The organism is Vibrio sp. 1457, assembly GCF_033340195.1.
GTDB classification, from domain to species: domain Bacteria; phylum Pseudomonadota; class Gammaproteobacteria; order Enterobacterales; family Vibrionaceae; genus Vibrio; species Vibrio alginolyticus.
In genome coordinates this window covers 250,324-263,395 of record NZ_JAWOWA010000003.1, presented here as the reverse complement: position 1 = coordinate 263,395, position 13,072 = coordinate 250,324, and the positions used below count along the sequence as shown (strand labels likewise).

The following is a 13,072-nucleotide window of genomic DNA, read 5'->3' as shown; positions in this document are numbered from 1 at the left end:
CGCTCGTTGTTAACGCACCACGTAAGTGATTGTCAGTACAATTCTTTTAATTTTCTGGTGAGTGTATTTCGCCCCCAGCCTAATACTTTAGCGGCATCTTGCTTATGACCTTTAGTGTGCTCTAAGGCTGCTTCTAATAAAATGCGTTCAAATTCTGGTAAAGCGTAAGAAAGTAGTTCTTTATCTCCTGCTGCGAGTGAATGCCGTGCCCAATCCGCCAATTGTTCTTGCCAACTACCATGTGCAGAGTCTGAAATGGATTTTTTCTCTTCGAGTAGTTCGCTTGGCAAGTCATTTGGTAACACTTCGCTACCACTGGCCATAACGGTTAACCAACGGCAAATATTCTCTAATTGACGAACGTTGCCAGGCCAATCAAGGCGGTTAAGAATCTCCACGGTCGACGGGTGGAGAGTTTTTGTTTCCACACCAAGCTCATCAGCCGCACGGATAAGAAAATGCTGTGTAAGCTTTTCAATGTCTTGCTTACGCTCACGCAGTGCCGGGATCTGAACGCGAATCACGTTTAAGCGATGAAATAGGTCCTCACGGAAGTCACCTTCGTGCACCAGCTTTTCTAAGTTCTGGTGTGTTGCCGCAACAATTCGTACATCGACACTGATCGGAGAGTGACCGCCCACTCGATAAAACTGCCCGTCAGCTAGAACGCGTAGTAAACGAGTTTGAATGTCTAATGGCATGTCGCCGATTTCGTCTAAAAATAGAGTGCCGCCATTGGCTTGTTCGAATCGTCCTTGACGAACATTGTTTGCTCCCGTAAATGCGCCTTTTTCGTGGCCAAACAGTTCTGATTCAATCAAGTCTTTGGGAATCGCCGCCATATTGAGCGCAATGAAAGGTTTGTTAGCACGTGGACTGTGACGGTGCAGTGCATGAGCAACGAGTTCTTTACCCGTGCCCGATTCACCGTTAATCAAGACTGAAATAGAGGAGCGAGAAAGACGACCAATGGCGCGAAACACCTCTTGCATCGCTGGTGCTTCACCGATAATTTCAGGCGTTTCTGCTGGAATGTCTTCTGGAGAGAGCTGCTCGCGTTTGTTTTCGTGGCTGTGTGCAATGGCTCGTTCAACCAGAGTTAAAGTTTCATCAATATCAAAAGGTTTTGGTAAATATTCAAAAGCACCTTTTTGGTACGCATTCACTGCCGCATCTAAATCTGAATGCGCGGTCATGATAATCACGGGAAGGTCTGGGTAATCGCGCTGTACTTGTTTTAGTAGCTCCAACCCATCAATACCTGGCATGCGAATGTCTGATACTAGAACATCCGGCACTTCGCGTTCGAGCGCCATTAACACGCTTTCTCCATCGGCATAGGTTTCACATTTGATGTTGGCAGAGGAGAGCGTTTTCTCCATTACCCAGCGAATTGAACTGTCGTCATCAACGACCCAAACATATCCTTTACTCATGTAGTAATCCTTGCAGCAAACCGAAAAACTGACGCGACTTGAAGTCCATTAGCGCAATCAGATCGGCAGATAAATAGTAAATGTTGTGTGACCAGGCCAGCTTTCTACGTCTATTTTTCCATTGTGCTGGTCGATCAAATTTTGCGAAATAGATAGCCCTAATCCAGTTCCTCCCTCGCGGCCACTGACCATGGGATAGAACAGCGTGTCTTGTAGTTCCGGTGGAATACCTGGGCCGTTGTCTGTGATTTCGACACGAGCAGCGAGTTTACAGCGTTTGCCGTGAATATTGGCTTGGTGCACCGTTCTGGTGCGAATGGTTATTTTCCCGTGTTTTTGATGGCTAAGAATTTGTGCGGCGTTGCTGACGATATTAAGCATTGCCTGTTCGATTTGGTCTGTATCCATCAAAATCTCTGGCAAGCTTGGGTCATAATCTCGTTCAATGATGATTGAGCGTTGTGACTCTAATTCAACCAGTTGGCGAACCTTTTCAAGAATTTGGTGCAGATTCTCTTGTGTCTTCTTACCTGGCTTTTGCGGTCCTAGTAATCGATCCACGAGCGCCCTTAAACGGTCTGCTTGCTCAATGATGATGTGTGTATATTCGGTGAGAGAGGGCTCTGGCAGCATTTTTTCTAGCAATTGCGCCGCACCGCGTAAGCCGCCAAGCGGATTTTTAATCTCATGTGCAAGCCCTCGGACTAACAGCTTCGCTGCTTGTTGTTGGGCGTGTTGGTTCAGTTCTTGAGAGAGTCGGCGCTGCTGATCAATTTTGCGCATCTCGACCAGAAGCATTAACTGCTTTTGCCAAGTGATAGGGCTAACCGTCACCTCTAGCATTAAAGGGCGGCCATCAACAACGAAAGTGACGTCACTGTCGGTGATGCTTTGGCCACTTTGCAACGGTTGAGTGAGCAGCGCGAGATCCAGCGACGCATGCTGAATCAATTGAGAAAGTGATTGTTCAATAATTCGTTTGGCGCTTTGAGAAAACAGCAATTCGGCAGCCGGATTGGCATAACGGATGGCCAATCCATCATCAAGAATCAGCGTTGCTGTCACCATATTGTTGAGAATGGCACTAGGAAGACTGGTATCCACATTACGTCCTTGTTTTGCTTTAAGATTGTGCGATGCACAATAATGGTGCAATTGAACGTTAAGTATGGCGAATAAATCTTAGAAGAAAAAGTGAAAAGCATCGCTGTGATGTGATTTTTTTCACCAGATATTCTATTTTGCCCCTTTTACGGTCGGCTTAACACTTGCTCTATGTAAATGCACCGTTATAGGGCTAGTAGATGCAATAAGCTTGCCGCTTCTTTTCGCGTGCACAGCAAGTGTGTGAGTGCCTCGGTCAATATTGTTTAACTGCCACACTATATGGTTTTGTGGTGCACCATAAGGTTTTCCATCGAGTAACAATTGCAATTGCTCACCGATACCAAGCTTGCGATTGGTTTCTAATTGAATATTGATGATGCCTCGATTGCTGCGGATGGTCTCGTTGTGCTTGGGAGTCAGCATCGAGAGTTGTAATGGGAGAGGCTGATCGGTTGTTTTCTCTGGCTTGTTTTGTGATGCAGTAGATGGCGTAGTCTGAGGTGCGAGCGATTCAGTACTTTCTACCTCAGGAGCTGGTGCGCTGGCTTCAAGGTTTGGCAGTGCGATCGCTTTTGCTCCTTTGTTTGGCGTATCACTAAAGTGAACCACGCCATTTTCATCTACCCACGTATACGCGACCTGCGCGAAGGCGATAGAGGCGATTAACAATCCGCTGAGTGCACACAGTGATGGAATAAGCTGAACTTTCATTGCTCACCTTCTCTTGTTCGATGATTTCACGTTTCAATGGCTTAGCTCTTTGACCTGTAAGGAAAAATTCTAAGTGTATTTTTATTATCCTCTCATGTTAAACGTCGAAGCTTGACTGGCGAATACAAAAAAGGCCCGCCTGCGAGGCGAGCCTAATATTTTATTGCTGTGTTTACATTTTACACAGTGTCGACCTTACACAGAGTAGTAAAGTTCGAACTCAACAGGGTGAGTTGTCATGTTCACACGCTCTACGTCCTGAGACTTAAGGTCGATGTATGAATCGATGAAGTCGTCAGAGAATACGCCGCCCGCTGTTAAGAACTCACGATCAGCATCTAGCTCTGCTAGCGCGTCTTTTAGTGAGTATGCAACAGTTGGGATTTCTGCTGCTTCTTCAGCTGGAAGATCGTAAAGGTCTTTATCCATCGCTTCGCCTGGGTGGATCTTATTCTTGATACCGTCAAGACCAGCCATAAGCATTGCTGCGAAACATAGGTATGGGTTCGCCGCTGGGTCACCGAAACGAACTTCGATACGACGTGCTTTCGGGCTTGGTACCACTGGGATACGGATTGAAGCAGAGCGGTTACGCGCTGAGTAAGCTAGCATTACTGGTGCTTCGAAGCCTGGTACAAGACGTTTGTACGAGTTGGTTGATGGGTTAGCGAATGCGTTGATTGCACGAGCGTGTTTGATGATACCACCGATGTAGTAAAGCGCCATTTCAGATAGACCGCCGTACTTGTCACCAGCAAATAGGTTTACGCCATCTTTTGCTAGAGACTGGTGAACGTGCATACCGCTGCCGTTGTCGCCAACAAGTGGTTTAGGCATAAACGTCGCTGTTTTACCAAACGCGTGAGCAACGTTGTGTACAACGTACTTGTAGATTTGGATTTCGTCAGCTTTGGTTGTTAGCGTGTTGAAACGAGTTGCGATTTCGTTTTGACCCGCCGTTGCCACTTCGTGGTGGTGCGCTTCAACAACAAGACCCATTTCTTCCATTACTAGACACATAGCAGAACGGATGTCTTGAGATGAATCTACTGGAGCTACTGGGAAGTAACCACCTTTAACGCCTGGACGGTGACCTTTGTTACCTTCTTCGTAGTCAGAACCTGTGTTCCATGCCGCTTCTACGTCGTCGATTTTGAAGAAAGAGCCTGACATGTCTGTCGAGAACTTCACGTCATCAAATAGGAAGAATTCTGGCTCAGGACCGATAAGTACAGTATCTGCAACACCAGTAGAACGCATGAAGTCTTCAGCGCGTTTTGCGATAGAGCGTGGGTCACGGTCGTAGCCTTGCATTGTTGCAGGCTCTAAGATGTCACAACGGATATTTAGTGTTGCGTCTTCCGTGAATGGGTCAAGCACAGCAGAAGATGCGTCAGGCATCATTACCATGTCTGATTCGTTGATACCTTTCCAGCCAGCAACTGATGAACCATCGAACATTTTACCTTCTTCGAAGAAGTCTGCGTCGATTTGGTGAGCAGGGATCGAAATGTGCTGCTCTTTACCTTTTGTATCAGTGAAGCGTAGGTCAACAAACTTAACTTCGTTTTCTTGGATCAGCGATAGAACGTTTTCTACTGACATCTTGGATAACCTCCAGTGTTAATAAGCGGTAAAAGCTCGATTTATGAATTATTCATGAAACCTGGCATTGATTAATCAATTTGACTTTTCATTAATCGATGCTGTTTTAACTAAAGCCAAAACCGTGCCAAAAAAAATATTCCATTAATTTCAAGCAATTGTGTTTTTGAATGCTAGTTTGGTGCAGTTGCTTGCACCAAAATGATCTTTGATTGCACTATTATGGTGCTAAAAATCATTGTTGCACCATAATGTGACAGGTACATTGCGTATTCAGCCCAGTTTTTGAGCAAGAGTCAATTTGAATTATGCATCGATTAGAATAAAGTTGCGTTTAATCAATTCGTTCTGAGGAAGAAAATGGGCATTAAGCGTAAAAATCGCAGAAATGCTCGGGAGTAGATCACATATTTCTAGGATTTTTGCTAAAATCTGGTACATTATGGCCGTTTTTTTAATCAGCAAATGTCGCCAGAGAGCACCCGTTCTCAGCGTGGGGGCATTTCATCTATCTAAGTGAATCAATATCCATGGCTACTCCACAGATTGATAAATTAAGAAATATCGCGATCATCGCGCACGTTGACCACGGTAAAACCACGTTGGTTGACAAGCTGCTACAACAATCAGGCACGCTTGAGTCTCGCGGTGAAGCTGAAGAGCGAGTCATGGACTCGAACGACATCGAGAAAGAGCGCGGTATTACCATTCTTGCTAAAAACACAGCAATCGACTGGAACGATTACCGTATCAACATCGTAGATACTCCGGGACACGCGGACTTCGGTGGTGAAGTTGAGCGTATCATGTCGATGGTAGACTCTGTACTACTTATCGTTGACGCAGTTGATGGTCCAATGCCTCAAACGCGTTTCGTAACACAAAAAGCGTTTGCTCACGGTCTAAAACCAATCGTTGTAATCAACAAGATTGACCGCCCTGGCGCACGTCCTGATTGGGTTATGGACCAAGTGTTCGACCTGTTCGACAACCTAGGTGCAACTGATGACCAGCTAGACTTTAAAGTAGTTTACGCATCAGCACTTAACGGTTGGGCTTCTCTAGAAGAAGGCGAAACTGGCGAGAACATGGAACCACTATTCCAAACTATCGTTGATGTTGTTGACGCGCCAAATGTTGACCTTGATGGTCCACTACAGATGCAAGTTTCTCAGCTAGACTACAGCTCTTACGTTGGTGTTATCGGCGTGGCTCGCGTAACTCGTGGTAGCGTTAAACCAAACCAGCAGGTAACCATTATTGGTGCTGATGGTAAAACTCGCAACGGTAAAGTGGGTACAGTAATGGGCTACCTTGGCCTAGAGCGTCACGAAGTTGAACAAGCTAACGCGGGTGATATCATCGCAATCACTGGTCTTGGCGAGCTGAAAATTTCTGACACTATCTGTGCACAAAACGCAGTAGAAGCATTACCACCATTGTCTGTTGATGAACCAACAGTAACAATGACGTTCCAAGTAAACACGTCTCCATTCGCGGGTAAAGAAGGTAAGTTCGTAACGTCACGTAACATCCTTGAGCGTCTTGAGAAGGAACTGGTACACAACGTTGCACTACGCGTTGAGCAAACAGACGATCCAGATAAATTCCGCGTATCAGGTCGTGGTGAACTTCACCTTTCTATCCTGATCGAAAACATGCGTCGTGAAGGCTTCGAGCTTGCGGTATCTCGTCCAGAAGTAATCATCAAAGAAGAAGATGGTCAGTTGATGGAACCGTTCGAAACGGTAACTATCGACGTAATGGAAGAGCACCAAGGCGGCATCATGGAGAACATTGGCCTACGTAAAGGTGAGCTGAAAGACATGTCTCCAGACGGTAAAGGTCGTGTGCGTATGGACTTCGTTATGCCATCACGTGGTCTGATCGGTTTCCAAACGGAATTCATGACACTGACTTCAGGTTCAGGTCTTCTTTACCATACGTTTGATCACTACGGCCCTCACAAAGGCGGTAACATCGGTCAACGTGTAAACGGTGTACTAATCGCGAACGCGATGGGTAAAGCGCTAACTAACGCACTGTTCAACCTTCAAGAGCGTGGTCGTCTATTTATCGGTCACGGTGTTGAAGTTTACGAAGGTATGGTTATCGGTATTCACAGCCGTGACAACGACCTAACGGTAAACGCACTGAAAGGTAAGCAGCTAACCAACGTTCGTGCATCAGGTACAGATGACGCACAGGTTCTTACTCCGCCAATCAAGATGACTCTTGAGCAAGCACTAGAATTCATCGATGACGACGAGCTAGTAGAAGTAACGCCTGAAAGCATCCGTATCCGTAAGAAGTTCCTAACGGAAAGCGACCGTAAGCGTGCTTCTCGTGGCGCGAAATAATTTTCGTTAAGCGATTCAATTAAGAAGAAGCCTCGAGTTATGCTCGGGGCTTTTTGTTTTCTGGAGTTGAATATGAACCCGATTATTATCACCGGTGGGCCTGGTGCGGGAAAAACAACACTGCTGAATGCGCTAGACGCGTGTGGTTACGCCACGTTTCCTGAAGGGTCTCGCGACTTGATTGAGCAGCAAAGCCAGTTAGAAAATGGTATTTTGCCGTGGACGAATTTACCTGAGTTTGCCAAGTTATGCCTTGGGTTGATGGACAAACAAAAGAGTGATGCGCGTTGTCATGATGTTGCGTTTGTTGATCGCGCCATCCCCGACATCATTGCATACCTACAAGTGGGCGGCTGTAAGGTTGACCAAGCTTTCTTAACCGAAAGCGCTGGGTACCATAGTCAGGTGTTTACTTGTCGACCTGAAGCATCCATTTACGTACAAGATGAAGTGCGTCCGCACAGCTTTGAAGAAGCATTGGAGATTCATCAGTCGTTAGTGAGTGTCTATACTGAGTTGGGTTATGAAGTGGTAGAAGTGCCATGGGGAACTGTGCCAGAGAGGGTAGGCTTTGTTCGAAGAGTCATCGGTTTACTCGGTAAGGTCGCCGACTAAAACCTCCTCGCTAGGAGGAGGTCTGAATCATTTACTTTTGATTGAGCTTTTGTAGGAATTTATCGGACTCTGCAATCGCTTCGTTCATTTGTTTGATCGCAAACTGAATGTCCTTCTCTAAGCTAGAGAACTCACCTTGCAAAGAACCAATCGCACTGGCGTTAAGGTTGTGTTTTAAGTACAACGTGTTGTCACGCAGCGTGTCCAGTACCGGTGTCATCTTTTTCTCTGCACGCTTCATAGCGCTAAGCATGGTTTTGTACGAGGCTTTGGTTTCACGTAGTTTTTGCTCGCTTGAACGACGCAGTTTCGCACTCGAGTACAGCTCTAGCTCATCTTGCCACTCATCAAACAGTGCGCCGGATACGTCTTCAATCGCAGCAATACGGTCACGTACGTCTTGAGCCGCTTTTTCGCTATCTTCGTATTTGTCATTGATGTTGTTGTAGACATTTTCTAGCTCACCACCATCAAAGTTGGTGATCGCAGACAAGGCTTCAAGTGCACTGGTGAATTCTTCTTGTGCATCTTGTTGAGATTCTTTGGCATCTTCGACGCGGTCGACCATAATATCTCGTTTATGATACCCAACCTGCTCCATTGCTGAGTAATAAGCAGATTGACACCCTGTTAAAGTGAAAATTGATAGTACAATTGCTAATAAATAAGGCATTCTTATGTCCTCGGCGCTAATTATGGGATGAACTATGAACCAGTTATCAGAGAGTTACAAGGCGAGATTAATCAATCTACTGCCAAGTTGCGTCGCGTTTTTTAAGTATCTTCTTAAGCGATTAACGCATGACCGTGTGAATGTGAACGCGGGCTATCTTGCCTACATTACCTTGTTATCCATCGTGCCAATGCTGACGGTATTGTTATCAATATTGTCGAAATTTCCCGTTTTTGCGAACGTTGGTGAGGTGCTGCAAGGCTACATTATTGAGAATTTTGTGCCAGCTTCTGGAGAAGCTGTACATACGGCATTACAGGAATTTGTGGCGAATACGGGCAAAATGAGCGCGGTTGGCGGTGGGTTTTTATTCATCGCAGCGGTCATGCTGATTTCCAACATTGATAAGAACTTAAACTACATTTGGCGAGTTAAAGACAAGCGCCGTTTAGTCTTTTCATTCTCTATGTATTGGATGGTACTCACGTTAGGGCCGATCATGGTCGGTGCGAGTATTGCGGCGACGTCGTACGTGACTTCGCTGCAAATTTTAGAGAACGAGACATTATCTGGTGCGTTTAATTTATTTCTGCGTTGGCTACCGTTGTTGCTGTCCTTTTTTGCTTTTCTTGGCTTGTATATTCTAGTGCCGAATAAAAAAGTACACCTCGCTCATGGTGCCATGGGGGCAGCAGTCGCCGCGATACTGTTCGAGTTGAGTAAAAAAGGCTTTGCGCTTTACATCACTCAGTTTCCGTCTTATCAGCTCATCTACGGCGCGTTAGCGGCGATTCCTATCTTATTTGTTTGGGTGTATTTATGCTGGATGATCGTGTTATTGGGGGCGGAAGTTACGGCTGCGCTTGGTGAGCGAGAGCACTGGAGTGAAGATTTAGACATGATACACTCGACCGCTGAATCTCAGTTAACAGATGAAGGAAGCGAGAGTAGTGATAGCGCTAATTCAACGAGTCAGTGAAGCAGCCGTCCGCGTGGATGGTGAAGTCGTAGGAGAAATTGATCGTGGTCTGCTGGTCTTATTGGGCGTAGAGAAGGACGACGATGAAGCTAAAGCAAAGCGTTTAATGGAGCGTGTTACAACCTACCGTGTGTTCGAAGATGACGAAGGCAAGATGAACCTGAACGTTAAACAGGTGGAAGGTAAAGTGCTGGTGGTTTCTCAATTTACGCTGCCTGCGGATACAAAAAAAGGCACGCGAGCTGGCTTTTCTCGCGGTGCGCATCCTGTTGATGCAGAGCGCTTGTATGATTACTTTTCTGACTTGTGTGAAGAAGTCTTACCCACACAGCGTGGCCGCTTCGCTGCCGATATGAAAGTGTCCTTGGTGAATGACGGTCCTGTGACGTTTTGGTTGCAGGTCTAATCTGGTAACACAGGCGCCATAGTCTAAGCTTTAACTCCAAGCTCATGGAATTGGCTTGGAGTAATTTTTCCGACACTGATTAGTGTTGTGCTTTCAAAGGATTGATATGTTCAAACTCATTACTCCCAAAACCGATAATCAGATAAACAAGTATTATCAGTTTCGCTGGCAACTGCTTCGTGAGCCATGGCGTATGCCGATCGGCTCAGAGCGCGATGAATACGACGAAATGAGTCATCACCGCATGATTGTTGATGGTCGAGGTCGTCCTATGGCGATTGGCCGTTTATACATTACGCCGGACAATGATGGCCAGATCCGCTATATGGCGGTTAAAAATAATCGCCGTAGCAAAGGGATGGGTTCGCTGGTTTTGGTTGCACTAGAGTCGTTAGCACGCCAGGAAGGAGCGAAACGCTTGGTGTGTAATGCCCGTGAAGATGCCATCGCCTTTTATGAAAAAAATGGCTTTGAGCGTCGAGGTGAGCTGACCGATGAGCGTGGCCCTGTGCGCCATCAGCAAATGGTGAAGCAACTGGATCCGATGGCCAATGTGTTACGTCGCCCTGAATGGTGTACTGAGCTTCAACAGCGCTGGGAGCAACAAATCCCAATTAGCGACAAAATGGGGATCAAGATTAACCAGTACACGGGTTACCAGTTTGAATGCTGTGCGCAGCTTAATCCTAACCTTAATCCGCATAACACCATGTTCGCTGGGTCAGCTTTTACCTTAGCAACCCTGACAGGGTGGGGGATGACGTGGCTGCTGCTTAAAGAGCGTGGGCTGCACGGTGATATTGTGTTGGCCGACAGCTCGATTCGCTATCGTCAACCAGTCGAACAAAACCCCGTGGCGAGTACTTCGTTGGATGGGATCAGTGGTGACCTAGACCGATTGGAGTCGGGACGCAAAGCACGCATCGTTATTCACGTAGTGATTTATAGTGGTGACACGCCAGCTGTTGATTTTGTCGGTACCTATATGCTGATACCGAACTACTCGCAGTTACTCAGTTGCTGATGGGGTAAGCGCCGACTGATCTGCTGGGCGCTTATCTGTTTCACCTTCTTGCTCTGTCGGTGAGAGGGTTTGTTCTGCTGCGGAATTCGTGTCGGGTACTTCATCTTCTTCGATAACTTCTTCGTAAAGCTCTTCCTCTTGAGTCTCCAAATTGATGTTATCAATTACGATTGGCTGCTCGATGGAAGGTTCATTTTTCTGTGGAGTCTCAATATCAGTAGGCTCGGCCAGTTTTGATGCGTTCACGCACTCATTACGGTGGGTTTCGCCACTTAGTAGATCGCCTTCAATGTTTCCGCACGACTCTTCCAATTGATAAGTAATGCCACTTAGCGGGTTGTTGGCCATATCAAATGTTCCCCAAACCTTACCACTTATGGCTTTTCCTGAGATGGTGACCGGCTTTATGGCAACTTCCCCTCGTTGCGCGCTTAAACGCAGTGGACTTAAGGTAATGGCTTTGAGCGAATGATCCGCTTGGGACTTCAAGCGGGTATCTCGGAGATTGGCTTCCACTTCACCCGATAAGCTGTAGGCCAGCATGTTGCGATCACCTGATAACCCTTGTAGATCGAGGCTAAGATCGGAAAAACCATCAATAGCCAGTGTGTCGGGTAAAAAATAATCGTGGAAGAGCGATAAGGGAATACCATCAGCATTGACGTTGAGCGCCCAAGGTTGGCTTGGGGTACTCAAATCTATCTGTCCGATGCCTTCTACGTAGCCTTCCTCGAGTGGCGCAAAAAGGCGAGTCAATTGCCAAAAGCCATCTTTGCTTTGCATGGCAAGTGCTGCGTGAGACGTGAGTATTTGGTCATAGCTGGCGTTGACAACGCTGACTTCCAATTCGCCTTGCCAAAGGCCCCAACGTTGAGCCGACTGTTTAATATCAAGCTGTTGTCCTTCGATATTTAAACCGGAAAGTTGCCAATAAGGTTCGTGAGATAGCTGGATAATTTGGCTGCGCTCAATGTCGAGTCGTTCGATTGCAACATGCTCTAACTCGCTGGTGGCGGCGTGCCACCAATTTAGGTTGTCTTCTGGCTGTGTTGCCCACTTGAGGCCTTGAATAGAGGCTTCTTTGAGCTTCCATTGTGTTGGCGTGAACAATCCAGAAACTTGCACTCGACCTTGCTGCCAATCTAAGCTGAGCTCGTTGAGCTGGATTACTCCTGGCTCGATAGCGGCACTCAAACGTGGCTCTATTGCGGTTTGCTGCTGGAATCGAACGCTATCCGCCTGCAATGACACTTGAGCTTTTGTCTTCCAGAGAGACAGTGGCAGTGTGGCGTTTTCCACAGAAAGATCCAAGTTCTGCCAGTGCCAGTCGCCCCATTCAATATCGGCGTTAAGCAAATCTAAGCTATTAATATGATTAATGCTAAATGGTAGATCGTGCCAAGGTTTTGCAAGCAGTGATTGGCGCTGCGTATTACTCAGTTTCAGCTTGTTGATGGTCACATTTACTAAAGACCAGCCTTGAGGATACTGCTCCCCTTGCCCAGATATTTGACTGTTACGCCAGTTAAAAGAGGTGCCATAAAGCGTACTGTCTTGCGGTTTGTAGTCTATATCGACTAAGACTTGATTAAAGGCTTCGCCATTCCAATAGAGTTGGTCGGCCGCAAGTTGAACTTCGCCATATGGTATTAATTGACCATTCCATTGTGGTGATTGAATTTGAAGGTCAATGCCATTGGCAGAGAACTGCTCGTCGGCGTAATCAATATTTTTGAGCGCGATTTGATGGAATAAAACGTTGTCTAAAGGTGGGAGCTTTGGTGCGCCATACTGCAAGCTCATACCATCAATCAATAAACTATCAACGATCCATTTACCATCGCGATAAACATCGGGATTCATCCATAAATCGACTTGCTCGATGTAAGACGCATCGTCTCCGCTGGTGTTCACGCGTTGTAAAGTTAGGTGATAGGGAAAGCCATAACGCACGCTTCCGGCCCGGAAGGGAAGAGAAAAGGTGTTTGACAGCAAGCGCCAGGTTGCGTCCGCGTAAGATGTTGTTAGCAGCGCAATCGTAGCGGCTGGAATGGCAACTAAGATAACCAGTAACAGAAGTAGAACTCGACGCGCTGTTTTCATCTTTGCTAGAACCTACGTGTGTTATGAAATAAAACTAGATAGGCTTTAGCTTG

The 13,072-nt window shown here is 46.5% G+C and carries 11 protein-coding genes; 5 read left to right on the top strand and 6 right to left on the bottom strand.

Features of this window, described 5'->3' with window-relative positions; all coding sequences use genetic code 11:
* Positions 1-32: 32 nt before the first annotated feature.
* The 4 genes from glnG to glnA form a co-directional block, all read right to left on the bottom strand.
* Positions 33-1,436 (bottom strand): nitrogen regulation protein NR(I), encoded by a 1,404-nt coding sequence (gene glnG / locus R7Z41_RS04870; protein ID WP_005379267.1) that lies wholly within the window; start codon positions 1,434-1,436, stop codon positions 33-35.
* A 57-nt stretch (positions 1,437-1,493) separates the two neighbouring features.
* Positions 1,494-2,540, bottom strand: coding sequence for a nitrogen regulation protein NR(II) (gene glnL / locus R7Z41_RS04865; protein ID WP_065275006.1), 1,047 nt, complete (start codon positions 2,538-2,540; stop codon positions 1,494-1,496).
* A gap of 132 nt (positions 2,541-2,672) precedes the next feature.
* On the bottom strand, positions 2,673-3,254 hold the full coding sequence (locus tag R7Z41_RS04860) for a DUF4124 domain-containing protein (protein WP_042522597.1): 582 nt from the start codon (positions 3,252-3,254) through the stop codon (positions 2,673-2,675).
* A gap of 195 nt (positions 3,255-3,449) precedes the next feature.
* The gene (gene glnA / locus R7Z41_RS04855) at positions 3,450-4,859 is read right to left on the bottom strand and encodes a glutamate--ammonia ligase (RefSeq protein WP_005379275.1); all 1,410 of its coding nucleotides are present in this window, start codon (positions 4,857-4,859) and stop codon (positions 3,450-3,452) included.
* Positions 4,860-5,389: 530 nt separating this feature from the next.
* On the opposite strand from glnA, the gene typA reads away from it, so the two are divergent.
* Together typA and R7Z41_RS04845 are read left to right on the top strand one after the other, a co-directional pair.
* Positions 5,390-7,219 (top strand): translational GTPase TypA, encoded by a 1,830-nt coding sequence (gene typA, locus R7Z41_RS04850; protein WP_005379276.1) that lies wholly within the window; start codon positions 5,390-5,392, stop codon positions 7,217-7,219.
* Positions 7,220-7,291: 72 nt separating this feature from the next.
* Complete coding sequence (locus tag R7Z41_RS04845; protein WP_065275007.1) at positions 7,292-7,834, top strand: AAA family ATPase; 543 nt, start codon at positions 7,292-7,294, stop codon at positions 7,832-7,834.
* Positions 7,835-7,865: 31 nt separating this feature from the next.
* On the opposite strand, the gene R7Z41_RS04840 is transcribed toward R7Z41_RS04845, so the two are convergent.
* Complete coding sequence (locus R7Z41_RS04840; protein WP_005382972.1) at positions 7,866-8,507, bottom strand: DUF2959 domain-containing protein; 642 nt, start codon at positions 8,505-8,507, stop codon at positions 7,866-7,868.
* Between the two features lie 34 nt (positions 8,508-8,541).
* Here R7Z41_RS04840 and R7Z41_RS04835 point away from each other — a divergent pair, with 34 nt between their 5' ends.
* The 3 genes from R7Z41_RS04835 to R7Z41_RS04825 all read left to right on the top strand — a co-directional run bounded on the left by R7Z41_RS04835 (position 8,542) and on the right by R7Z41_RS04825 (position 10,916).
* The gene (locus R7Z41_RS04835; RefSeq protein WP_005379281.1) at positions 8,542-9,486 is read left to right on the top strand and encodes a virulence factor BrkB family protein; all 945 of its coding nucleotides are present in this window, start codon (positions 8,542-8,544) and stop codon (positions 9,484-9,486) included.
* Positions 9,458-9,892, top strand: coding sequence for a D-aminoacyl-tRNA deacylase (gene dtd / locus R7Z41_RS04830; protein WP_005379282.1), 435 nt, complete (start codon positions 9,458-9,460; stop codon positions 9,890-9,892). Before R7Z41_RS04835 ends, dtd begins: the two co-directional genes overlap by 29 nt.
* Before the next feature lie 106 nt (positions 9,893-9,998).
* Positions 9,999-10,916 (top strand): bifunctional GNAT family N-acetyltransferase/hotdog fold thioesterase, encoded by a 918-nt coding sequence (locus R7Z41_RS04825; RefSeq protein ID WP_005379283.1) that lies wholly within the window; start codon positions 9,999-10,001, stop codon positions 10,914-10,916.
* Here R7Z41_RS04825 and R7Z41_RS04820 read toward each other — a convergent pair.
* Complete coding sequence (locus tag R7Z41_RS04820; RefSeq protein WP_065275008.1) at positions 10,902-13,019, bottom strand: AsmA family protein; 2,118 nt, start codon at positions 13,017-13,019, stop codon at positions 10,902-10,904. The two genes, R7Z41_RS04825 and R7Z41_RS04820, sit on opposite strands and share 15 nt — an antisense overlap.
* Positions 13,020-13,072: the final 53 nt, after the last annotated feature.